The 23,157-nt window shown below is 62.8% G+C and carries 16 protein-coding genes and 1 other RNA gene; 7 read left to right on the forward strand and 10 right to left on the reverse strand.

Annotation, left to right across the window (positions count from 1 at the left end; genetic code table 11):
- Positions 1 to 48: 48 nt before the first annotated feature.
- Positions 49 to 2,124: a DNA polymerase III subunit gamma/tau gene (gene dnaX / locus ACF8GF_RS01150; RefSeq protein WP_392487749.1), complete on the reverse strand. Its 2,076-nt coding sequence runs from the start codon at positions 2,122 to 2,124 to the stop codon at positions 49 to 51.
- Between the two features lie 121 nt (positions 2,125 to 2,245).
- Between dnaX and ACF8GF_RS01155 the strand changes: the two genes are divergently transcribed.
- Positions 2,246 to 3,052 (forward strand): substrate-binding periplasmic protein, encoded by an 807-nt coding sequence (locus ACF8GF_RS01155; RefSeq protein ID WP_392487750.1) that lies wholly within the window; start codon positions 2,246 to 2,248, stop codon positions 3,050 to 3,052.
- A 265-nt stretch (positions 3,053 to 3,317) separates the two neighbouring features.
- Here the strand turns inward: ACF8GF_RS01155 and ACF8GF_RS01160 are convergent, their stop codons facing one another.
- Both ACF8GF_RS01160 and ACF8GF_RS01165 read right to left on the reverse strand, forming a co-directional pair.
- Positions 3,318 to 3,593, reverse strand: a complete 276-nt coding sequence (locus ACF8GF_RS01160; RefSeq protein WP_176685172.1) for a hypothetical protein — start codon at positions 3,591 to 3,593, stop codon at positions 3,318 to 3,320.
- Positions 3,594 to 3,957: 364 nt separating this feature from the next.
- Complete coding sequence (locus tag ACF8GF_RS01165; protein ID WP_392487751.1) at positions 3,958 to 4,446, reverse strand: DUF2938 domain-containing protein; 489 nt, start codon at positions 4,444 to 4,446, stop codon at positions 3,958 to 3,960.
- An 83-nt stretch (positions 4,447 to 4,529) separates the two neighbouring features.
- On the opposite strand from ACF8GF_RS01165, the gene ACF8GF_RS01170 reads away from it, so the two are divergent.
- On the forward strand, positions 4,530 to 4,949 hold the full coding sequence (locus ACF8GF_RS01170; protein WP_176685170.1) for a helix-turn-helix domain-containing protein: 420 nt from the start codon (positions 4,530 to 4,532) through the stop codon (positions 4,947 to 4,949).
- A 28-nt stretch (positions 4,950 to 4,977) separates the two neighbouring features.
- On the opposite strand, the gene ffs is transcribed toward ACF8GF_RS01170, so the two are convergent.
- From ffs to ACF8GF_RS01195, 5 genes are all read right to left on the reverse strand, one after another.
- Positions 4,978 to 5,074: signal recognition particle sRNA small type (ffs, locus tag ACF8GF_RS01175), an RNA gene on the reverse strand.
- A 292-nt stretch (positions 5,075 to 5,366) separates the two neighbouring features.
- Positions 5,367 to 7,697 (reverse strand): NAD-dependent DNA ligase LigA, encoded by a 2,331-nt coding sequence (ligA, locus tag ACF8GF_RS01180; protein ID WP_339535783.1) that lies wholly within the window; start codon positions 7,695 to 7,697, stop codon positions 5,367 to 5,369.
- 236 nt (positions 7,698 to 7,933) lie between these two features.
- Complete coding sequence (gene zipA, locus ACF8GF_RS01185) at positions 7,934 to 8,827, reverse strand: cell division protein ZipA (protein WP_176685160.1); 894 nt, start codon at positions 8,825 to 8,827, stop codon at positions 7,934 to 7,936.
- A gap of 205 nt (positions 8,828 to 9,032) precedes the next feature.
- Entirely contained in the window at positions 9,033 to 12,521 is a 3,489-nt protein-coding gene (smc, locus tag ACF8GF_RS01190) for a chromosome segregation protein SMC (RefSeq protein WP_392487752.1), read from the reverse strand.
- Positions 12,522 to 12,524: 3 nt separating this feature from the next.
- Complete coding sequence (locus tag ACF8GF_RS01195) at positions 12,525 to 13,184, reverse strand: GntR family transcriptional regulator (RefSeq protein WP_176685158.1); 660 nt, start codon at positions 13,182 to 13,184, stop codon at positions 12,525 to 12,527.
- Between the two features lie 268 nt (positions 13,185 to 13,452).
- Between ACF8GF_RS01195 and xdhA the strand changes: the two genes are divergently transcribed.
- The 4 genes from xdhA to guaD all read left to right on the forward strand — a co-directional run bounded on the left by xdhA (position 13,453) and on the right by guaD (position 19,579).
- Positions 13,453 to 14,907 carry a xanthine dehydrogenase small subunit gene (gene xdhA / locus ACF8GF_RS01200; protein WP_392461881.1) on the forward strand — a complete coding sequence of 485 codons (1,455 nt, stop codon included), beginning with the start codon at positions 13,453 to 13,455 and terminating at the stop codon, positions 14,905 to 14,907.
- Entirely contained in the window at positions 14,900 to 17,299 is a 2,400-nt protein-coding gene (gene xdhB / locus ACF8GF_RS01205) for a xanthine dehydrogenase molybdopterin binding subunit (RefSeq protein ID WP_176685156.1), read from the forward strand. Before xdhA ends, xdhB begins: the two co-directional genes overlap by 8 nt.
- Before the next feature lie 119 nt (positions 17,300 to 17,418).
- On the forward strand, positions 17,419 to 18,264 hold the full coding sequence (xdhC, locus tag ACF8GF_RS01210; protein ID WP_021783021.1) for a xanthine dehydrogenase accessory protein XdhC: 846 nt from the start codon (positions 17,419 to 17,421) through the stop codon (positions 18,262 to 18,264).
- 10 nt (positions 18,265 to 18,274) lie between these two features.
- Positions 18,275 to 19,579 (forward strand): guanine deaminase, encoded by a 1,305-nt coding sequence (gene guaD / locus ACF8GF_RS01215; RefSeq protein WP_176685154.1) that lies wholly within the window; start codon positions 18,275 to 18,277, stop codon positions 19,577 to 19,579.
- On the opposite strand, the gene aqpZ is transcribed toward guaD, so the two are convergent.
- On the reverse strand, positions 19,576 to 20,274 hold the full coding sequence (gene aqpZ / locus ACF8GF_RS01220) for an aquaporin Z (RefSeq protein ID WP_176685153.1): 699 nt from the start codon (positions 20,272 to 20,274) through the stop codon (positions 19,576 to 19,578). The genes guaD and aqpZ overlap by 4 nt on opposite strands.
- A gap of 149 nt (positions 20,275 to 20,423) precedes the next feature.
- The gene (locus ACF8GF_RS01225) at positions 20,424 to 21,179 is read right to left on the reverse strand and encodes a GntR family transcriptional regulator (RefSeq protein WP_176685152.1); all 756 of its coding nucleotides are present in this window, start codon (positions 21,177 to 21,179) and stop codon (positions 20,424 to 20,426) included.
- Positions 21,180 to 21,462: 283 nt separating this feature from the next.
- Between ACF8GF_RS01225 and ACF8GF_RS01230 the strand changes: the two genes are divergently transcribed.
- Positions 21,463 to 22,812 (forward strand): NCS2 family permease, encoded by a 1,350-nt coding sequence (locus ACF8GF_RS01230; RefSeq protein ID WP_010955029.1) that lies wholly within the window; start codon positions 21,463 to 21,465, stop codon positions 22,810 to 22,812.
- Positions 22,813 to 23,157: the final 345 nt, after the last annotated feature.

The raw sequence follows: 23,157 nt of genomic DNA on the forward strand, positions 1-23,157 counted from the left end.
TGGGTCATGTGATGCGGCCCGGCACCGGGCCGGCCGCATGGTTATCCGTTACTGGCCCTGACTGGCCAGGGCTTCTACAGGCTCAATAGTATCCTGCCGCACCTTGGCGCCGAACAACTTGATCATCTGCTGGATCAACGGATCCTGCTCGATCGACGCGACGGCGTCCTGCTGGCGCTCGGCTCGCTTGCGTGCCGCCGCCTGAGCCGGGGTTTCCTGCTCTGGCAGGATCAGCTCGATGCGCAGGTTCAGCGTGCGCCCCAGGTGCTGGTTGAGCGCTTCGTTCAGGCGCCGCTGCTGGGTGGCGTTGAACAGCGCCCCCTGGCCCGGGTCCAGATGCAGCAACCAGTCGTCGCCCTCGGCGGCAATCAGCGTACAGTTTGCCGCGATGTTGCCTGTCATCCCGGACACAGGCAACTGTGGGAATAATTCCAGCCATTGCAGGGCCAGGCCGGTGGCCGGTTTGGCTGCCAGCAACGGTTCGGCAGCCGGTTTGGAGACGTCTTCCTGAACATGTTCGGCCAACTCGTCCAGGTAGCTGAAACCTGCCGGATCGATTTCGCCGCCGTAATAGTCTTCGTCCAGCGGTGGCTCATCGTCGCGGTCCATCCCCACGGCAGCGTAGGCGGACGGGTCGAAGGGCGGCTCGTCGTGCGCTGGGGTAGCCTGTGCGGGCGCCACCGGGGCAACAGGCTCGGGCGCAGGAGCCGGGGCAGGCGCAGGTTCAGCCGCTGACGGCGCAGGTGCAACTGCAGGTTCTTCCCACGGCAGGTCGACCACTTCGGCGACAGGCTCAGGTACGGAGATGGCCTCGGCTTCGGCCTTCAGCTCAACGTCTGGCTCGGCCTCCGGCTCATGGTCAGCCGTCGCGGGGGCAGGCACCTCCAGCTGCGGCACTTGCGCTACCGGCTCCGCCGGCACGGCGGCGACAGGCGATGAAAGCGCGACCGACGCCGGGGCTGCCACCTGCGCTGCAGGATCAGCTGTGGCCTGGCTGATCCCCACTGGCTTTAGCACCGGCTTCGGCGCGTCGTCCGTGTCGGCCGGGCGGAACGCCAGCATGCGCAGCAGCACCATCTCGAAGCCGCCGCGCGGGTCCGGCGCAAGGGGCAGGTCACGGCGGCCAATCAGGCCCATCTGATAATAGAACTGCACATCCTCGGCCGGCAGCGCCGAAGCCAGTGCCAACACCCGCTCGCGATCACCCTGGCCGTTGTCTACCGCGTCGGGCAGCGCCTGGGCAATGGCTACACGGTGCAGCACATTGAGCATTTCGGCCAGAACACCCGACCAGTCCGGCCCTTGCTCGGCCAGGTTACGCACGGCCTCCAGCAAAGCCCTGGCATCGCCTTCGAGCAGTGCCTGCAAGACACCATACACCTGGCCATGGTCGAGGCTACCCAACATGGCACGCACATCGGCGGCCAGTACCTTGCCTTCACCAAAAGCAATGGCCTGATCGGTCAGGCTCATGGCATCACGCATGGAGCCATCGGCCGCACGACCCAGCAGCCACAGGGCATCTTCCTCGAACGGCACGTTCTCGGCGGCCAGTACATGGCTGAGGTGCTCCACCACCCGCTCCGGGCTCATGTTCTTCAACGAGAACTGCAGGCAGCGCGACAGGATGGTGGCCGGCAGCTTCTGCGGGTCGGTGGTGGCGAGGATGAACTTGACGTAGGGCGGCGGCTCTTCCAGCGTCTTGAGCAAGGCGTTGAACGAGTGGGTCGAGAGCATGTGCACTTCGTCGATCAGGTAGACCTTGAAGCGCCCACGGCTGGGGGCGTACTGCACGTTATCGAGCAGTTCGCGGGTGTCCTCGACCTTGGTGCGGCTGGCGGCGTCGATCTCGATCAGGTCGACGAAGCGGCCTTCGTCGATTTCACGGCACACCGAACAGGTGCCACAGGGCGTGGAGGTGATGCCGGTTTCGCAGTTCAGGCACTTGGCGATGATACGGGCGATGGTCGTCTTGCCCACGCCTCGGGTACCGGTGAACAGGTAGGCATGGTGCAGGCGCTGGTTGTCCAAGGCATTGATCAAGGCCTTGAGCACATGGGTCTGGCCGACCATTTCGCGGAACGAGCGCGGACGCCATTTTCGTGCAAGAACCTGATAACTCATCGAAAAACCATCGTAGCCTGATCGAGCGGAAGATCGCTAATGCTAGCGGAGCGGGGGCAAAATTGCACCCTGCGCGAGTCGTCTAAGCTTGGAATGACGCATTGTCCAGGGAGGATTGCCTTTGCGAAGTTTGCTGGCCCTGTTACTGCTGTGGTCTACCCACAGCCTGGCTGACCAGCCGGTGCTACGCTTTTCCGTAGCCGAGAGCTGGAGCATGCCGCTGGTGCGCATCGAAGACGATCAGCCAGTGGAGGGATTGCTTCACGACCTGATGCAAGCCGTTGCCAGGGAGGTGGGCGTTCGCCCCGAGTTTCACGTCATGGCCCGCCTGCGTCTGGAGGAGGCGATGAGCAGCGGCGACATAGATGTCCGTTGCTACGTGAGTACCCAATGGCTCAACGACCGTCCAAGGGATTTTGTGTGGAGTATCCCGCTGATTCATCAGCGCGACGTGCTGGTTGGCCGCGCTGGCGACAGCACCCCGACACCCCCGGAGCGACTGCCACCCCAGGCGATCGGCACGGTGCTGGGCTACACCTATTCAACCCTGCAACCACTGCTGGACAACGACCAACTGCACCGTGAGGACAGCCGCAGCCAGTTGCTGGTGCTGCAAAAGCTGCAGGCAGGCCGGTACCGCCATGCGGTGAGCAACCAGTTGTCGTTGCAGTGGTTCAACCAGGGATTGCCAGCGGAGCAGCAGCTGCAAACACTGGCGGTGCTGGACGAACAGGATTTGGGGTGCATGGTGCGCAACGATCCGGCGATACCGACACAAGGGCTGTTGCGGGCGTTGGTAAGAATGAAGCAGTCGGGGGAGATCGAGCGGATTTTGCAGCGGTATGGAGGGACGGGCGACCCGGACAGTATGTCTGTGGCCCGGCCCGAAATACCCAGCAAAATGCCGGCACACAGCCAGCGCAACTAACGGCCCTGCTCATTTCGCGAACGCTTGCGCAAACACTGTGGGAGCAACTGTCTTGCTCAATTTCTAAAAGCTGGCGCTATCCCTGGACTGCTCCCAAGGGTTGGATTGGTGTCCAACTTCTTGGGGGCAGTCCATCCCTGTGGGAGCGGGCTTGCCCGCGAACACGGGCGAAGCCCGTGCCATCCACCGCGCTATATTCTTCGCGGGCACGCCCGCTCCCACAGCGTTGTGCGGCACACTCACAATCTCTATCACAAACTCAACGTCACCGGCCTTTACGTTCAAACGCCACGCTGACAGCATCCGCCTGCCCCCAGGCAATCTGCATGGCCCGCAACCCATGCTCCAACAACTGCCTGGTTTCTACGTCCTGAATACGCTCAAGCGCCCGCCGGCTATCGCTGTAGGCGAACATCAGGTAGTGGGACACATTCATCAACGCGAACTCCATCGGGACGATGCCTTCGCTGATCGCGCGGGAAAGGGATTTGCCTTGGGGAAGATCGAAGACGTGGGGCGGATCGGGGACCAGTTTTTTCATGACAGCTCCGTGTTGGCTGTGTTGTCCCCTTCTGCTTCCACGCATTAGGGTGGCAACTGTACGCGGGGTGGAAGACCAGGCACACGGTAGACCCGGCAGGTATGAATACCTCCCGCGCACAGCCGCCATAAATGACAACTGTCCCATGTGCCACCCAGGCTTCCACACCCGATCGCTGAACTGACAGCGACCGCGAAAGCCTAGTGGGCGAGGTTGACCGGGACAATCAGACGGGAGTCGACGGAACACGTAGGATAATTCGCTATGCCTGCCTGACGCGTAGGGGCTTTCCTAGACTGTTATCAGACCTATCTTAAAAGTGGGCACTCTGATCATGTGCTTACTGTAATCGGGATCCCTGTCTTCACACCAAAGCCCGTAAATACGCACTCAAGAACAACCCCACACCAAACACAAAATGCGTGGCCAGGCTCTTCAAACAGTTCCGCGCAGGTGTCGGCGTTCTGGACGCAAAGAACCCTGCCCCCATCGCCGGCTGCATGAAGCACAGCGGCGCCACGACTGTACCCACACCCACAACTACTGCAGGTAAAAGAGTAGGCGATCGCAACCAGTCCTCCCCTACGATCACAAGCAGCAGCATCGCGAAAAGCACGCCGGTGGCGTAGTGAATCACCCATCCCCACGCCAACTCGTTTCGCACCGGTTCCGCTTTGGCAATCGCTTGGTGCGAAACACGCCCGCCTAGCAAGTGCCCCGCCCAACGCCCGACCATGGCAAAGTTCAGCGTTGCCACACCCAACCGCCTCAGCAGCAGGCCCCACAGGTCCATCACTACAGTGGCGCCGATGCCAATCGGCAACGCAGCTAAAAACATTGAAGTAAACGTCATTGAACAAGCCCTCGAAAGTTGACGGTCATTACCCATGCCGCGCAGCATAAAAGTTGAAGTCAACTTCAAGTCAAGGGCCCGAAATGGACATTGCCGACGTCGCCAAACGCACAGGCGTACCTGCATCGACACTCCGCTACTACGAGAAGAAAGGCTTGCTCAAGTCCCTGGCAGGGCGCGGCCAGCGACGACAGTTTGCAGCCGATGTGGCGGACAGGCTGGCGCTGATCGCCCTGGGGCAGGCTGCAGGGTTTTCGCTGGATGAAGTGGGGGCGATGCTGGTGGACCTGCAGGTCGACCGGCAGAAGCTGAATACCAAGGCAGACGAGCTTGACGCGCGGATCAGGCGCTTGCAGGCCATGAGCAAGGGGTTGCGCCATGCAGCGCAATGCCCTGAGAAAGATCATCTGGCATGCCCGAAATTTCAGCGGCTGATGAAGCTGTCGGCGGCGGGAGCACTGGGCGAAAAGCAGGAAAGAACGAAAGCGTTCGTTATAGATTGAGGTTTTCCGACCCCGAAAATGGAGGCGGCCCCACCAGCCACACCCCGGCACTCGATGTTCCCGCTATGGCTGCTCCCTTCCGGGCCTGACCAGGTTAACGGGTAATCAATGCGGGGGGACCGATGGGGCCACCACTACATGCCTCGCTGAGCAGCGAGTGGCGCCATTGTACCGGTCTTGCGAGCAGATACAACCTCCGGGGCGAGAAAAAGTCATCATTTCTCAATGACTTGTCAGAGTCGAGACGGCATGGACGGGCCTCTCGCGGGTAAACCCTCCCCACAGGCACCGCTTGAATGTCGCAATCAGCACCGTCCCTGTGGGAGCGGGCTTGCCCGCGAAGCAGGCGCCGCGATGGATGGCACCGGCTACGCCGGTGTTCGCGGGCACGCTCGCTCCCACAGGGGCCGCGGATGCCTAGACCGCTATGCCCTGCTCAGCCAGGAAGGTAACGAAGGCATCTTCGTCCAGCACCTTCACACCCAGCTCAGCAGCCTTGGCCAGTTTGGAGCCTGCCCCAGGCCCTGCCACCACGCAGTGGGTCTTGCCAGAAACGGAACCGGCTACCTTGGCCCCCAGGCTTTCCAATTTGTCCTTGGCAATGTCCCGGCTCATACGCTCTAGCGTCCCGGTCAAGACCCAAGTCTGCCCGGCCAGCGGCAAGCCTTCGGCTACCTTCTTCTCACAGCCCCAGTGCATGCCGAACGCCAGCAGCTGTGCCTCGATGTCCCGCGCCAGCTTCTGGTTCGCTTCGTCCTTGAAGAACTCGCGCACCGCGTCAGCCTGCTTGGCCGCCAGGGCCTGGCGCAGGTCAATGCCGTCGGCGGCGATGATCTTGTCCAGGCTGTCGAGCTTGGCCACCAACTTTTCGGCACCGGTCGGGCCGACGGAGGCGATGTCGAGCTTGGCGATCATCCCGGCCAAGGTGGTGCTGGCAGCGAACTCGGCAGCCAGCTCGCCTTCGTCCTGCAACTGCATACCGCTGTCGAGCAGTTGCTGGATAACCTTCTGGTTGTGCTCGTCTTCAAAGAAGTTGTGGATCTCGTAGGCAACCTCCAGGCCGATGTCCGGCAGGTAGGTGAGCACCTGCGGCAGCGCCTGCTGCACGCGGGCCAGGCTACCCAGCGAGCGGGCCAGCACCTTGGCGGTCTCTTCGCCTACATCAGGAATGCCCAGGGCGTAGATGAAGCGCGCCAGGCTCGGGCGCTTGCTGGCTTCAATGGCATCGAGCAACTTCTTGCTGGACACCTCGGCGAAGCCTTCAAGGCCGACGATCTGCTCGAACTGCAGCTTGTACAGGTCAGCCGGTGAGCCGATCAGGCCTTCATCCACCAACTGCTCGACGCTCTTCTCGCCCAGGCCGTCGATGTCCATGGCACGGCGCGATACATAGTGAATGATCGCCTGCTTGAGCTGGGCGCCACAGGCCAGGCGACCAACACAGCGGTACACTGCGCCTTCGCTGGTGGTTGCCTTGCCTTTGCTGCGCTTTACCAGCTGGGTACGCTCGACCTGCGAACCACACACCGGGCACTCGCTTGGTACGTCTACCGGGCGGGCGTCTTGCGGACGACGCTCCAGCACCACCTGCATCACCTGCGGGATCACGTCGCCGGCCCGGCGAATGATCACCGTATCGCCAATGCGCAGGCCAAGGCGGGCGATTTCGTCCATGTTGTGCAGGGTGGCGTTGGACACGGTCACACCGGCCACCTTGACCGGCCGCAGGCGCGCCACAGGCGTTACCGCCCCCGTACGGCCAACCTGAAACTCGACGTCCAGCACCTCGGTCAGCTCTTCCATGGCCGGGAACTTGTGGGCAATCGCCCAACGTGGCTCACGGGCGCGGAAGCCCAGCTCGCGCTGGGCGGCCAGGCTGTTGACCTTGAACACTACACCGTCGATCTCATACGGCAGGCTGTTACGGCGCTCGCCAATGTCGCGGTAGTAGGCCAGGCATTCTTCGATGCCGGCCGCATGCTTGAGCTCGCGGCTGATCGGCAGGCCCCAGACTTTGAGTTGCTCGAGGATGCCGATGTGGCTGTCGCCGATACTCTCGGACACCTGGCCGACGCCATAGCAGCAGAACTCCAGCGGGCGGCTGGCGGTAATTTTCGAATCCAGCTGGCGCAGGCTGCCAGCGGCAGCGTTGCGCGGGTTGGCGAAGGTCTTGCCACCGGCCTCGGCCTGAGCGGCATTGAGCCGGTCGAAACCGGCCTTGCTCATGTACACCTCGCCGCGCACCTCCAGCACTGCCGGCCAGCCCTTACCCTGCAACTTGAGCGGGATGTTGCGCACGGTGCGTACGTTGGCGCTGATGTCTTCGCCAGTGGTGCCGTCGCCACGGGTGGCGCCCTGCACCAACTGCCCGTCGCGGTACAGCAGGCTCACGGCCAGGCCATCGAGCTTGGGTTCGCAACTGTAGTCGACCGCGCCAGGCTGATCGAGGCCTTCTACCACGCGACGGCCGAACTCACGCAGGTCGGCTTCTTCGAAGGCGTTGCCCAGGCTGAGCATGGGCACTTCGTGGCGCACCTGGCTGAACGCCGCCAGGGCAGCTCCACCTACACGCTGGGTGGGCGAGTCAGGGGTTACCAGGTGAGGGTGTTCGGCTTCCAGCGCCTTGAGCTCGTTGAACAGGCGGTCGTATTCGGCATCGGGCACGCTGGGCTCGTCGAGCACGTAGTAGCGATAGTTGTGCTGGTCGAGCTCGGCACGCAGTTCGAGGATACGGGTTTCGGCGGTCATGGGATTTGTCTTCTCTTGCAAAGCAAAAGAGCAGCTTGGGGTGTGCGTGGGGTTCCAGGTGTCTATTGACTGTGCCGGCCTCTTCGCGGGTAAACCCGCTCCTACAAGGGCATCACATACCTCCAGGGCGGTGATGTACCTGTAGGAGCGGGTTTACCCGCGAAGAGGCCGGCACAGGCAACGACGATACCCGAACCGGCCAGCACGCCCTCAGGCTGCTCTTTCGTCTGGATCTGTCAGCGCTTCTGGGTCAGCGCACGGCGCTCGAACTCGACGATACGCTGGCGATAGTGCTCGATGGTCTGGGCGGTCAGCACGCTGCGCTGGTCGTCCTTGAGCTCACCGTTCAGTTCGTGGGCCAGCTTGCGCGCCGCGGCAACCATCACGTCGAAAGCCTGTTTCGGATGACGTGGGCCCGGCAAGCCGAGGAAGAAGCTCACCGCGCGGGTGCTGAAGTGATCGATGTCGTCCAGGTCGAACACGCCAGGCTTGACTGCGTTGGCCATCGAGAACAGCACCTCGCCGTGACCGGCCATGCTCTCGTGACGGTGGAAGATGTCCATTTCGCCGAAGCGCAAGCCGCTTTCCAGGATGTTCTGCAGCAGCGCCGGGCCCTTGAAGCCACCCTCGTCGCGGGAGATCACGCTGATGACCAGCACCTCTTCGGCGGGTGGCAACTCCTTGACGCTGCTGCTGGCAGGCGCTGCGCCGCTGCCACGGTTGTTGTCGGCGGCAAAGTCGTCATCGCTGTCGGCAAACAGGTCGGGCTCACGCTGCTCGGCGCTCAGGTTCAGGTCACCCTGCTGCACATCGGCAGCCGCACTGGCACGCTTGCCGCGCTTGCTGGCCTTGACCGGCTTGGGCTCGCGCTCGCGATCACGCGCAGACGCGCTGAGCGATGGCAGGTCGCTTTCGTCCAGCTCAGGCTCCTTGTGGGTATCGAGCACTCGCGACGGGCCGAGCACCTCGGCACTGCCACCCTCTTCGTCCGGCAGGTTGGAATAACTGCGATCCAGACGGAATTTCAACTTGCCTTTGCCGCCGCGCATGCGGCGCCAGCCGTCGAAAAGTATCCCGGCAATAACAATGATGCCGATGACGATCAGCCACTCGCGCAGACCGATTTCCATGTAATCCCGTGCCTCTATAAAAATATGCTTGAAAACAAAGGGTTCAAAGCCCTTTAACACGTGGCGCCAACTCTATGTTCTGACAGGCGTTTTACCCACGCAAAAAACGAGTGACATTAAGCTAGCACGACCAAAGACAACTTTACACCGTCTGTCGCACATGGCGGGGGCATTTCGCTACAGAATGTGCCCCTATCGTCGCGCATCAAGCGTCGACCATGGCCATGGCCGCCTCCACATCAACTGCAACAAGGCGTGAACAACCCGGTTCATGCATGGTCACCCCCATCAATTGATCCGCCATCTCCATCGCAATCTTGTTATGCGTGATGTAGATGAACTGCACGCTTTCACTCATTTCCTTGACCAGACGCGCGTAGCGCCCGACGTTGGCATCGTCCAGCGGCGCATCGACCTCGTCGAGCATGCAGAACGGTGCGGGGTTCAACTTGAAGATGGCAAACACCAGCGCCAAAGCGGTCAGTGCCTTCTCGCCGCCGGACAGCAAATGGATGGTGCTGTTCTTCTTGCCCGGTGGTCGCGCCATGATCGTCACCCCTGTATCGAGTAGATCTTCGCCCGTCAGTTCCAGATAAGCGCTGCCACCACCGAAAACTTTTGGGAAAAGTGCCTGTAATCCGGCATTTATCTGATCAAAGGTATCCTTGAAGCGGTTGCGGGTTTCCTTGTCGATCTTGCGGATGACGTTTTCGAGGGTCTCCAGCGCTTCGACCAGGTCAGCGTCCTGGGCGTCCAGGTAACGTTTGCGCTCGGACTGCTGCTCGTATTCTTCAATGGCCGCCAGGTTGATCGCGCCCAGGCGCTGGATGCGCGCTTCAAGCTGCTCCAGTTCCTGTTCGGTACCCTGCTCGCTGGCCTCGGCTTCCAGGGTGGCGAGCACGCCTTGCAGGTCATAGCCGTCGGTCAGCAACTGCTCTTGCAGGGTCTTGCGCCGCACATCCAGGCCCTGGCACTCCAGGCGCAGTTGCTCTAGTTGACCGCGCAGCAACTGGGCCTGCTGCTCGGCCTGGGTGCGGCGCTTTTCGGCATCGCGCAGTTCGCGGTCGGCTTCGTCCATGTGCAGGCGAGCCAGGCGCATTTCCTCGTCGACGCTCATGCGCCGCTCCAGCAGTTCCTCCAGCTTCAGGCGTAGCTCTTCCTGCGGGGCCTCACCCTCCTCCAGGTTCAGGCTCAGTTGTTCCTGGCGCTCGGTCAGGCGTGCAGCTTGCAGCTCCAGACGCTCCAGAGCCTGGCGGGTAGAATCGTACTGGGCACGCAGCGAACCCAGGCGTACCGCCAACTGGTGAGCGTGGTCCTTGTGCTGACGGGCCTCCTGACGCACCCGGTCAAGGCTTTCGCGCAGGGTGTCGCGGCGGGCCATCAACTGTTCGCGCTGCTCGGTGTCCTGGGCCATGAGCTCCAGAGCCTCTTGCAGCAGCAGGCGGGCTTCGCCCAGTTGCTCATGCTCCAGGGCGCGCTGCTCTTCCAGCTCGCCCAGCTCTTCCTGCAGGCGGCGGCGGCGCAGCTCGACCTGCTCGGCGCGCGCGCGGCTGGCCGAAAGGCTGGCCTTCAGCTCGCCGTGCAGGCGGTTTTCATCCTGGGTGCGGCGGCGCAACTGTTCGCGCTGCTCCTCCAGGTCCAGCTGCTGCTCGCGCAGGGCCTGCAACTGTTGATCGAGCTGTTCCAGCGCCGCTTCCTGTACCAGTTGTTCCTGGCCCAGGCGTTCGATTTCCTGGCCACGCGCCAGCACGCCGCCTTCGGCCTCGCCACCCCGGCGTACCCGCAGGAAGTGCCGGCCGACCCAGTAGCCATCGCGACTGACCAGGCTCTGCCCTTCGCCGAGCGCCCCGCGTTGTTCCAGCGCCTGGGCAAGGTCTTCCACAGGCCTCACCTGGCCCAACCAAGGTGCCAGGTCGATACGGCCCTCGACCTTCTCCAGCAAGCTGCCGGGCAACGTTTCCCGCGCACCGACGGCCAGCAGCAAGCGCAGCTCTCCCTGCTCCAGGCCCGCAAAATCGAGGTCGTTGAAATCGTCCACCAGCACGGCCTGCAGATCGGCACCAAGCACGGTCTCTACCGCCAGCTCCCAACCCGGCTCCACCCGCAAGCCTTCGGCCAGCCGCGGCTGTTGCTCCAGCCCTTGGCCGTGCAGCCATTGCGCAGCACCTGCGCCCGGCTCCAGGGCGGCCTGCTGCAAGGCTTCAAGCGAGGCCAGGCGCCCACCAAGGCGCTGCAGATCGCCCTGTGCCTGCTGTTGCGCCTGGGTGGCCTGCTGCAGTTGCTCGCGCGCGCTTTCCAGGCGCTCGATCACCTGCTCTTCGCAGAGCTGCAGTTCTTCCAGCAGCATTTCGCTGCTGGCCAGCTGCTCGGCCAGTTCGAGCATGGCGGCATCCTGCGGGTCGCTGCCCAGTTGCTCGCGCTCCTCGACCAACTTGCGCTGGCGCTCGGCCTGGCGCTCAAGGCTGGTTTCCAGTTGCTGCAGGCGCGCCTGCTGCACTTCGGCCTGGCGGCGCGGTTCGGCGGAACGGCTGTTGAAGCTGTCCCACTGCTCCTGCCAGCCGTGCATGCCCAGTTCGGCCTCTTCAAGCGCGGCAGCGGCTTCCTCGGCAGCCGCCAGGGTCATTTCCTGCTCGGGTTCGAGCATGGCCAGCTCTTCGCCCAGGGTCGCCAGCAAGGTACGGTCGTGGCCCAGGTGCGATTCGGTTTCCAGGCGTGTGCGCTCGGCTTCCTTGAAGTCGTCCTGCAACTGCCGCAGGCGCTGCTGGCCGTGCTGGATGCTCTGCTCGACCCGGGCGATGTCACCGGCAACCGAGTAGAAACGGCCCTGCACCTGGTTGAAACGTTCGGACAGTTCGTGATGACCATCACGCAGGCGTTCGATGCTGGCATCGGCATTGCGCTGCTCGGCCACCAGCGCCTCGTGAGAAACGCCCTGATCGCCGATCACCGATTCGCGCTGGCGTACTTGTTCGTCCAGGTCTCGCCAGCGCAAGGCAGACAGGCGCGCTTTCATCTGGCGCTCCTGAGCCTTGTATTCACGGTACTTCTCGGCGGCCTGGGCCTGGCGATGCAGACGCTCCAGCTGGCGTTCGAGCTCTTCGCGCAGGTCGGTCAGACGCGCCAGGTTTTCCTGGGTGCGGCGGATGCGGTTCTCGGTTTCACGGCGGCGTTCCTTGTATTTGGAAATGCCAGCCGCTTCCTCGATGAAGTTGCGCAGTTCCTCGGGCTTGGCCTCGATCAGCTTGGAGATCATGCCCTGCTCGATGATCGAGTAGCTGCGCGGCCCCAGCCCCGTCCCGAGGAAGATATCGGTTATGTCACGCCGGCGGCACTTGGTACCGTTGAGGTAGTAGCTGTTCTGCCCGTCGCGGGTAACCTTGCGGCGGATCGAAATCTCGGCGTAGGCGGCATACTCGCCGACCAGGGTGGTTTCGCTGTTGTCGAACACCAGCTCGATACTGGCCTGGCTGACCGGCTTGCGACCACTGGAGCCGTTGAAGATGACGTCGGTCATCGACTCGCCGCGCAGGTTCTTAGCCGAACTCTCGCCCATCACCCAACGCACCGCGTCGATGATATTGGACTTGCCGCAGCCGTTTGGACCGACCACGGCCGCCATGTTGCTGGGGAAGTTGACCGTGGTCGGGTCGACGAACGACTTGAACCCGGCCAGGCGAATGCACTTCAGGCGCATCGGTCAGCCTCTGGCCAGTGCCGCCAGCACCAGTTCGCAGCTGCGCTGGCCATAGGCGGTGAGCACCTCGCGAATGCGTGGCAGGTCACGCGAGACCACGGCTTCGAGCAGGCGGGCGAACAGGTCGAGATAGTCGCTCATGTTGGCCTGGCGCTGGTCCAGCGACAGGTAATAGGCACGGCTCATGGCCGGCTGCAGGTTTTCCACGGTTTCCTGCAGGAACGGGTTGTCGGCGAATGGATAGGCCGCACGCATGACCGCAAAACTGTCGGCGACGAAGGTCTTGATGTCGAGCTGGTCATGGGCACGCTGCAGCCGCTGCTGGATCTCCAGAAACGGGCGCAGGTCGGCTTCGGTGCGCCATTTTTGCGCAACCGCATTGCCCAGCAGGATGTAGAACTCGCCCATCAGTGAGCACAGGCTGCGAACGCTGCGCTCGTCCAGCTGCGTCACATGGGCGCCCCGGCGCGGCAGGATCGCCACCAGATGGCGGCGTTCGAGGATCAGCAATGCCTCGCGCACCGAGCCGCGGCTGACGTTGAGCGCCTGGGTAACCTTCTGCTCCTGGATACGTTCGCCTGGTGCCAGCTCGCCGCGGATGATGCGTTCGGCCAGGTAATCGGCAATCTGCTCGGAGAGGCTGTCCGGGGCCTTGAACGTCATGGTTTTCCTTCAAAATCATTGAACTGGGCACAAGGGGCGAATTGTAGCGTACTTGGGCGGTAGTCGCGCAGAGGGGCCAGGTGGTTTATTTGACCTGTCAGACAGCCACGCGCCCGGCGCGATCTATGCTTGGAATAGAGGCAGTGTGTTCGGCTGGGCATGGACATGTGCATTTTCTTGACCTTTGGGTCAGAAAAATATTGACCTGCTAGACAGGTCTTGCTTAGAGTCCGCCCAACAACAATAAAACCATTGCGAGGCCATCCCCGTGATCCAGTTTCTCGTCAACCAGGAGCTGCGTAGTGAGCACGCCCTGGACCCAAACATGACGGTGCTGCAGTACCTGCGCGAGCACCTGGGCAAAACCGGCACCAAGGAGGGCTGCGCCAGTGGAGACTGCGGTGCGTGCACCGTGGTGGTCGGCGAACTGAGCCAGGACGACCAAGGCAACGACAGCCTGCGCTACCGCAGCCTCAATTCGTGCCTGACCTTTGTGTCGTCGCTGCACGGCAAGCAACTGATCAGCGTCGAGGGTCTCAAACAACAGGGCCAATTGCACAGCGTTCAACAAGCGATGGCAGACTGCCACGGATCGCAATGCGGCTTCTGCACGCCCGGCTTCGTCATGTCACTGTTTGCCCTGCAAAAGAACAGCAGCGGCCCCGACCTGCACCAGGCCCAGGAAGCCCTGGCTGGCAACCTGTGCCGCTGCACCGGTTACCGACCGATCCTCGACGCTGCCGAGCAGAGCTGCCGCCAGCCCTGCCGCGACCAGTTCGATAGCCAGCAGGCGCAAACCATCAGCCGCCTCAAGGCCATTGCCCCGACCCAGACCGGCGAGCTGAACAGCGGCGACAAGCGCTGCCTGGTGCCGCTGACCGTCTCCGACCTGGCCGACCTGTACAGCTCGCACCCTGAAGCGCGCCTGCTCGCGGGGGGGACCGACCTGGCGCTGGAAGTCACCCAGTTCCACAAGACCCTGCCAGTGATGATCTACGTCGGCCATGTGGCGGAGCTCAAGCGCATCGAGAAAACCGCCAGCCACCTGGAAATCGGCGCCGCCACGCCGCTGACTGACTGCTACACCGCGCTGAACGAAGAGTACCCTGACTTCGGGGCACTGCTTCACCGCTTCGCCTCGCTGCAGATCCGCAACCAGGGCACCCTCGGCGGCAACATCGGCAACGCCTCGCCGATTGGCGACTCGCCACCCTTGCTGATCGCGCTGGATGCGCAGGTCGTTCTGCGCCAGGGCGAGCGTCAGCGGGTGATGCCACTGGAAGACTACTTCATCGATTACCGCATCACCGCCCGACAGGACAGCGAGTTCATCGAGAAGATCATTGTGCCGCGCGCCACCAGCGACTGGGCGTTCCGCGCCTATAAAGTGTCCAAGCGCCTGGACGATGACATCTCCGCCGTGTGCGGGGCGTTCAACCTCAGCATCGAAGACGGCGTAGTCAGCGGGGTACGCATCGCCTTCGGCGGCATGGCGGCGATCCCCAAACGCGCCCGCGCCTGTGAGGCGGCGCTACGTGGCAAGCCATGGGACCAGGCTGCCATCGAGCGCGCCTGCCAGGCAATGGCCGAGGACTTCACCCCGCTAAGCGACTTCCGCGCCAGCAAGGAATACCGCCTGCTGACCGCGCAGAACCTGCTGCGCAAGTATTTCATCGAACAGCAAACACCGCACATCGAAACCCGGGTGACCGCTTATGTCTAACCATCACGTAGCCAAAAGCCAGGCCGAGATGGCCGAACTGTTCAGCCAGGACCTGACCACCGGGGTGGGCCGCAGCGTCAAGCACGACAGCGCCGACAAGCATGTGTCCGGCGAGGCGGTGTACATCGACGACCGCCTGGAATTCCCCAACCAGTTGCACGTCTATGCCCGCACCGCCGACCGCGCCCATGCGCGTATCCTGCGCATCGATACCACGCCGTGCTACGCCTTCGAGGGCGTGCGCATTGCCATCACCCACGAAGACATCCCCGGCCTGAAGGACATCGGCCCGGTGGTGGCCGGCGACCCGCTGCTGGCCATCGACAAGGTCGAGTTCTTCGGCCAGCCGGTGCTCGCTGTCGCTGCCCGCGATCTTGAAACCGCACGTAAAGCGGCCATGGCCGCCATCGTCGAGTACGAAGACCTGGAACCGGTGCTGGACGTGGTCGAGGCGCTGCGCAAGAAGCACTTCGTGCTCGATAGCCACACCCATCAGCGCGGCGATTCGGCTGCCGCCCTGGCCAGCGCCCCGCACCGCATTCAAGGCACCCTGCACATCGGCGGCCAGGAGCACTTTTACCTGGAAACGCAGATTTCCTCGGTAATGCCTACCGAAGACGGCGGCATGATCGTCTACTGCTCCACGCAGAACCCCACCGAAGTGCAGAAACTGGTCGCCGAAGTGCTCGACGTACCGATGAACAAGGTGGTGCTGGACATGCGCCGCATGGGTGGCGGTTTTGGCGGCAAGGAAACCCAGGCCGCCAGCCCGGCATGCCTGTGCGCGGTAGTTGCGCGCCTGACCGGCCAGCCAACCAAGATGCGCCTGCCGCGGGTCGAAGACATGACCATGACCGGCAAGCGCCACCCGTTCTACGTCGAGTATGACGTGGGCTTCGACGACAACGGCCGGCTGCACGGCATCAATTTCGACCTGGCCGGCAACTGCGGCTATTCGCCCGACCTGTCCGGCTCGATCGTCGACCGCGCCATGTTCCACTCCGACAACGCTTACTACCTGGGCGATGCCACCGTCCACGGCCACCGCTGCAAGACCAACACCGCCTCCAACACCGCCTACCGCGGCTTTGGCGGCCCACAGGGCATGGTCGCCATCGAGCAGGTGATGGACCATATCGCCCGTCATCTGGGCCGTGACCCGCTGGCCGTGCGCAAGGCCAACTATTACGGCAAGACCGAACGCAACGTCACCCACTACTACCAGACCGTCGAGCACAACATGCTCGAGGAGATGACCGCCGAACTGGAAGCCAGCTGCGACTACGCCGAACGCCGCGAGTCGATCCGCCGCTTCAACGCCAACAGCCCGATCCTGAAGAAAGGCCTGGCGCTGACACCGGTCAAGTTCGGCATTTCGTTCACCGCCACCTTCCTCAACCAGGCCGGTGCGCTGATCCACATCTATACAGACGGCAGCATCCACCTGAACCACGGCGGCACCGAGATGGGCCAGGGCCTGAACACCAAGGTGGCCCAGGTGGTGGCGCAGATCTTCCAGGTGGATTTCAGCCGCATTCAGATCACCGCCACCAACACCGACAAGGTGCCTAACACCTCGCCTACGGCTGCTTCCAGCGGCGCCGACCTGAACGGCAAGGCGGCGCAGAACGCGGCTGAAATCCTCAAGCGCCGCCTGACCGAGTTTGCCGCACGGCACTATCAGGTGACCGAGGAAGACGTCGAGTTCCGTAACGGCCATGTGCGCGTGCGCGACCAGATCGTCAGCTTCGAGCAACTGGTGCAGCAGGCCTACTTCGCTCAGGTGTCGTTGTCCAGCACCGGGTTCTACCGCACACCGAAGATCTTCTACGACCGCAGCCAGGCCCGCGGCCGGCCGTTCTACTACTTCGCCTTTGGCGCTGCCTGCGTGGAAGTGATCGTCGATACGCTGACCGGCGAATACAAGATGTTGCGCGCCGACATCCTGCACGACGTGGGCGATTCGCTGAACCCTGCGATCGACATCGGCCAGGTAGAGGGCGGTTTCATCCAGGGCATGGGCTGGCTGACTACCGAAGAGCTGGTGTGGAACGCCAAAGGCAAGCTGATGACCAACGGCCCGGCCAGCTACAAGATCCCGGCCGTGGCCGACATGCCACTGGACTTGCGGGTGAAGCTGGTGGAGAACCGCAAGAACCCGGAAGACACCGTATTCCACTCCAAGGCCGTGGGCGAGCCCCCGTTCATGCTCGGCATTGCTGCCTGGTGTGCAATCAAGGATGCCGTGGCCAGCCTGGCTGATTACCGCGTGCAGCCGCAGGTGGATGCACCAGCTACGCCGGAGCGGGTGCTGTGGGGCTGCGAGCAGATGCGCAAGGCAGTGGCTGAAACACAGTCGCGCGAACGGGAACTGGAAACCATCACCCCCTGACAACGCAAGGCCCTTGTAGGAGCGGGTTTACCCGCGAATGCGATAGTGGCTTCACCGCCGCATTCGCGGGTAAACCCGCTCCTACCAGGGTCGGCAGCATGGCTTAGAGAGGTTGCATCATGCACCAATGGATCAACGCCCTCGCCGACCACCAGTCACGTGGCGAAGCCTGCGTGCTGGTGACCATCATCGAGGAACGCGGCTCGACACCGCGCAATGCCGGCTCAAAGATGGTGGTCAGCGCCAGCGGCCTGTTCGACACCATCGGCGGCGGGCACCTCGAATACAAGGCCTTGCACATCGCCCGGCAAATGCTCGAAGAGCAGCGCACCACCCCGCACCTGGAGCGCTTCAGCCTCGGCGCCAGCCTGGGCCAGTGTTGCGGCGGCGCCACCGTGCTGCTGTTCGAGCCGATGGCCGCTGTGCAGGCGCAGATCGCCGTGTTCGGCGCGGGCCATGTCGGCAGGGCTCTGGTACCCTTGCTCGCCGCGCTCCCCTGCCGGGTGCGCTGGATTGACTCGCGTGAACAGGAATTCCCCGAACTCATCCCCAAGGGGGTGACCAAGGTCGTCAGTGAGGAACCGGTCGACGAAGTCGCGGACCTGCCGCCCGGCAGCTACTGCATCGTCATGACCCACAACCACCAGCTCGACCTGGAACTGACCGCCGCCATTCTCAAGCGCAACGATTTCACCTGGTTCGGCCTGATTGGCTCGAAGACCAAACGGGTCAAGTTCGAGCACCGCCTGCGCGAGCGAGGTTTCGACGAGGCCGTGATGGCACGCATGCGCTGCCCTATGGGCCTGACCGAGGTCAAGGGCAAGCTGCCCATCGAGATCGCCGTGTCTATCGCCGGTGAAATCATTGCCACTTACAACGCCTGCTTCGGCCAGCACGACGCTGCCGCCAATGCCGGCCCCATTGCCCAATTGCTGCCGCCCTCCCGGCGCAGCCAAGCCATTTGACGAGTGTGTTATGACCGTTACCCGCAAAGCCTACCGTGCCGCCATCCTGCACAGCATTGCCGACCCGGCCGAGGTGGGCCTGGAGGCTTCCCATGAATACTACGAAGACGGCCTGCTGGTGGTCGACGATGGCCGCATCAGCGCCGTTGGGCACGCCAGTGAACTGCTGCCGACGCTGGATGCCGGCATCCCGGTCGAGCACTATCAGGACGCGCTGATCACCCCGGGCTTCATCGATACCCACATCCACTTCCCGCAGACCGGCATGATCGGTTCCTACGGCGAGCAGTTGCTGGACTGGCTCAACACCTACACCTTCCCCTGCGAAAAGCAGTTCGCCGACAAAGACCACGCCGACCAGGTGGCGAAGATCTTCCTCAAGGAACTGCTGCGTAACGGCACCACCACTGCGCTGGTATTCGGCAGCGTGCACCCGGAGTCGGTCAACGCCCTGTTCGAAGAAGCCGAGCGCCTGGACCTGCGCCTGATCGCCGGCAAAGTGATGATGGACCGCAATGCCCCAGACTACCTGACCGACACCGCCGAGTCCGGCTATGCCGAAAGCAAGGCACTGATCGAGCGCTGGCACGGCAAAGGCCGCCTGCACTATGCCGTGACCCCGCGCTTCGCCCCAACCAGTACGCCGGAACAATTGACCCTGGCCGGCCAATTGCTCAAGGAGCACCCGGGCGTGTACATGCACACGCACCTGTCGGAAAACCTCAAGGAAATCGACTGGGTCAAGTCGCTGTTCCCCGAGCAGAAGGGTTATCTGGACGTCTACGATCACTTCGAGCTGCTGGGCGAACGCTCAGTGTTTGCCCACGGCGTGCACCTGTGCGACGAAGAGTGCCAACGCCTGGCCGAAACCGGCTCGGCCGTGGCCTTCTGCCCCACCTCCAACCTGTTCCTCGGCAGCGGCCTGTTCAACCTGCCCCAGGCCGAGCGGTTCAAGGTCAACGTGGGCCTGGGCACCGACGTTGGCGCCGGCACCAGCTTCTCTCTGCTTAACACCCTGAACGAGGCATACAAGGTGATGCAGCTGCAAGGCGCGCGCCTGCACCCGTACAAATCGCTGTACCTGGCCACCCTCGGCGGCGCCCGCGCGCTACGCCTGGACGACCGTATCGGCAGCCTGCGCCCAGGCAACGATGCCGACTTCGTGGTGCTGGACTACAAGGCCACGCCACTGCTGGACTACCGCATCCAGCAGTCCAACAGCATCGAAGAAACCTTGTTCGTGCTCACCACCCTGGGCGATGACCGTACCGTGCGTGAAACCTACGCCGCCGGGCGCTGCGTGCACCAGCGCTAAGGTTCTTTCGCCAAACCCCGATACAGCGCGCCGCCGATTGCAGCCCCGATCAGCGGCGCCACCCAGAACAGCCACAGCTGCTGCAGGGCCCAGCCCCCGACGAACAAGGCCGGCCCCGTGCTACGCGCGGGGTTGACCGAGGTATTGGTGATCGGGATCGAGATCAGGTGGATCAGGGTAAGGGCCAGGCCGATGGCGATGGGTGCAAAACCGGCCGGTGCGCGGGCGTCGGTCGCCCCCATGATCACCACCAGGAACATGGCGGTCATCACCACTTCACTGATGAAGCCGGCGCCCAGCGTGTAGCCACCGGGCGAGTGGTCGGCGTAGCCGTTTGAAGCCAACCCCGAAGACAGCTCGAAACCGGCCTTGCCGCTGGCGATGAGGTAGATCACCCCGGCCGCCAGGATGGCACCGATGACCTGAGCGATCACATAAGGCAGCAGCTCTTTGGCCGGGAAGCGCCCGCCTACCACCAGCCCGAACGACACGGCAGGGTTTAGATGGCAACCAGAGATATGGCCAATCGCGAAAGCCATGGTCAGTACAGTGAGGCCGAAGGCGAAGGCGACACCGAGTACACCGATGCCGAGAGGGGAACTGGCTGCGAGTACCGCACTGCCACAGCCACCAAGGACCAGCCAGAAGGTGCCGATCAGTTCGGCCCCCATGCGTTTACCCAGGGACATGCTCATGAATCCGTTCCTCAAGAAGTTGAACGCAACGAATGCGCAAGCCCAACTGCTTGATGAAGGTTTGCTCACAAGAATTTAGCAGACCTTTGGGTTATGGCCAGTAGTGCCTGGGGGCTGCCTTGCAGCCCCTCGATCACACCGGCAAACGATCAACCCTTGATGGAAACCTTCGGCTTTTTCAACAGGTGCGAGAAGACCGCATGCAAATCGTCCGAGGCGCTCTCCTCGTCCAGGTTCAGCTTGCTGTCGATGTGGTCCATGTGATGCATCATCAGGCTCACGGCCTGCTCGGCATCGCGCGCCTCGATAGCATCGATAAGCTGCATGTGCTCATCGTAAGAGCAGTGCGAGCGGTTGCCGCTTTCGTACTGGGCAATGATCAGCGAAGTCTGCGAGACCAGGCTGCGCTGGAAACTCACCAGCGGTGCATTGCCCGCCGCTTCGGCCAGCTTGAGGTGGAACTCGCCGGAAAGGCGGATGCCGGCACCCCGGTCACCGCGCGAGAAGCTGTCGCGCTCCTCGCGCACCATCTGCCGCAGCTCGTTGAGCTGATCGGGGGTGGCATGCTGCACCGCCAACTCGGTGATGGCGCGTTCGACCATGCGCCGCGAGAAGAACACTTGGCGCGCCTCTTCCACGGTCGGGCTGGCCACCACCGCGCCGCGGTTCGGCCGCAGCAGCACCACGCTTTCGTGGGCCAGGCGCGACAAGGCGCGTCGGATGATGGTGCGACTGACGCCAAAGATCTCGCCCAGCGCTTCCTCGCTCAACTTGGTGCCCGGAGCCAGACGCTGCTCGAGGATCGCCTCGAAAATATGCGCGTAGACGATGTCGTCCTGGGTACCGCTGCGGCCGGCCTTGCCGACTCGTGCAGGTTTCTTCAGAGGTTGCAGCTGTTCGTTCATGGGCTCTCGAGGCACGAAGAGAAAGTATGGCGCCATTGTACACAGGCTGAGGCGATTCCGCAGGGGGCGTTTTACCTATATAGCCGTTGTACGACACATTGCGCATACAAAACATAAAACATTATTTGCTTTCTTTGTACACAAAAGCATAATCCATCGAGCGACTTCTTGACCCTTGAGTCAACAAACCGGTCAGACGTCTGCCTTCCCTCGCGGAGCCGCCAAGTGCATTGCGCAGGAAACTGGCTCCATAACAACAAGAAAGACTTGAGGAGTACCCGCTGTGGAAAGCCGCAAATCCGAAGCCCCTACGCTGGATCTCGCCCCACCGCTCGAAACGAGCTGGCTGGAGCGGATTTTCAAACTCAAGCAACACGGCAGCACCGTCAGAACCGAAATGATCGCCGGGGTGACCACCTTCATCACCATGGCCTACATCATCTTCGTCAACCCCAACATCATGGCCGACGCCGGCATCGACCATGGTGCCGCTTTCGTCGCCACCTGCATCGCCGCCGCGCTGGGCTGCCTGCTGATGGGCCTGTACGCCAACTGGCCGGTAGGCCTGGCGCCAGGCATGGGGCTCAATGCCTTCTTTACCTACACCGTTGTCGGCACCATGGGCTACAACTGGGAAACGGCGCTGGGGGCGGTATTCGTCTCGGGCGTGCTGTTCATGTTCCTGACCTTGTCGAAAGTGCGCGAATGGCTGCTCAACAGCATCCCGGTCAGCCTGCGCCATGCCATGGGGGCCGGCGTCGGATTGTTTCTCGGGCTGATCGGCCTTAAGACCGCAGGCATCATCGTCGACAGCCCTGCCACCCTGATCAAGCTGGGCTCGCTGCATGAACCGGGGCCACTGCTGGCAGCCGTGTGCTTCCTGCTGATCGCCATCCTCAGCTACAAGCGGGTATTCGGCGCGATCCTGATCAGCATCATGGGTGTCACCCTGGCCGGCTGGGGCCTGGGCCTGGTCAAGTTTGGCGGGGTGATGTCGATGCCGCCGAGCCTGGCGCCCACCTGGATGGCCATGGACGTGGCTGGCGTGTTCAACGTCAGCATGATCAGCGTGGTGCTGGCGTTCCTCTTCGTGCACATGTTCGACACTGCCGGCACCCTGATGGGCGTCGCGCAACGGGCCAACCTGGTGGCGCCGGACGGGCGGATCGAGAACCTGTCGAAGGCGTTGAAGGCTGACAGTGCCTCGAGTGTGTTCGGTGCGGTGGTAGGTGTACCGCCGGTGACCAGCTATGTGGAGAGTGCCGCGGGGGTTGCCGCAGGTGGCCGAACTGGCCTGACGGCTGTGGTGGTAGGCCTGCTGTTCATCGCCGCGATGTTCTTCGCGCCGCTGGCCGGGATGATTCCTGCCTATGCGACAGCAGGTGCACTGATCTACGTTGCAATGCTGATGATGGGTAGCATGGCGCACATCCATTGGGATGAGGCCACCGACAGCATTCCGGCGATCGTCACGGTGATCATGATGCCGCTGACGTTCTCGGTCGCCGATGGTATTGCCCTGGGCTTCATCAGCTATGTGGCCTTGAAGGCGGGTACAGGCAAGTACAAGGAAATCTCTGCCAGCCTGTGGGTGCTGTGCGCGATCTTCATCGCCAAGTTCGTGTTCCTCTGATCAAGGGTGCCTGGCTTTAGATTTCCAGTGTTTTCGACCGAGCGCCGCCCCGCGGCGCATCGCGTCGCTCCTATGCTTGTTTCGGGCCATCAATGCCCGCGAGGGACGCGCGCGACCGCCTTGTTGGTACGCCGCGATATGGCGCCCTTGCTCAACATTTGAAAGGCCTTCGCGGTCGCCCGTAGGAGCGGGTTTACCCGCGAAGAGGCCGGCCCTGCTGGCCAATCTCCACCCGCCGTTCACCGTTGCTGCCGCCACCGTATTCGCGGGTAAACCCGCTCCTACAACGGTGGACAGTTGGACACAGCCCGTCGTAGGAGCGGGCTCACCCGCGAAGAGGCCGGC

The organism is Pseudomonas sp. yb_5 (assembly GCF_043103865.1).
In the GTDB taxonomy this organism is placed as follows: Bacteria; Pseudomonadota; Gammaproteobacteria; order Pseudomonadales; family Pseudomonadaceae; genus Aquipseudomonas; species Aquipseudomonas putida_Y.

Bases quoted from the DNA above. Each gene is read 5' to 3' on its own strand.
- dnaX (WP_392487749.1), bottom strand. From the start codon at position 2,124: ATGAGTTATCAGGTTCTTGCACGAAAATGGCGTCCGCGCTCGTTCCGC.
- ACF8GF_RS01160 (WP_176685172.1), bottom strand. From the start codon at position 3,593: ATGAAAAAACTGGTCCCCGATCCGCCCCACGTCTTCGATCTTCCCCAA.
- ACF8GF_RS01165 (WP_392487751.1), bottom strand. From the start codon at position 4,446: ATGACGTTTACTTCAATGTTTTTAGCTGCGTTGCCGATTGGCATCGGC.
- ACF8GF_RS01170 (WP_176685170.1), top strand. From the start codon at position 4,530: ATGGACATTGCCGACGTCGCCAAACGCACAGGCGTACCTGCATCGACA.
- ligA (WP_339535783.1), bottom strand. From the start codon at position 7,697: ATGACCGCCGAAACCCGTATCCTCGAACTGCGTGCCGAGCTCGACCAG.
- zipA (WP_176685160.1), bottom strand. From the start codon at position 8,827: ATGGAAATCGGTCTGCGCGAGTGGCTGATCGTCATCGGCATCATTGTT.
- smc (WP_392487752.1), bottom strand. From the start codon at position 12,521: ATGCGCCTGAAGTGCATTCGCCTGGCCGGGTTCAAGTCGTTCGTCGAC.
- ACF8GF_RS01195 (WP_176685158.1), bottom strand. From the start codon at position 13,184: ATGACGTTCAAGGCCCCGGACAGCCTCTCCGAGCAGATTGCCGATTAC.
- xdhB (WP_176685156.1), top strand. From the start codon at position 14,900: ATGTCTAACCATCACGTAGCCAAAAGCCAGGCCGAGATGGCCGAACTG.
- xdhC (WP_021783021.1), top strand. From the start codon at position 17,419: ATGCACCAATGGATCAACGCCCTCGCCGACCACCAGTCACGTGGCGAA.
- guaD (WP_176685154.1), top strand. From the start codon at position 18,275: ATGACCGTTACCCGCAAAGCCTACCGTGCCGCCATCCTGCACAGCATT.
- aqpZ (WP_176685153.1), bottom strand. From the start codon at position 20,274: ATGAGCATGTCCCTGGGTAAACGCATGGGGGCCGAACTGATCGGCACC.
- ACF8GF_RS01225 (WP_176685152.1), bottom strand. From the start codon at position 21,179: ATGAACGAACAGCTGCAACCTCTGAAGAAACCTGCACGAGTCGGCAAG.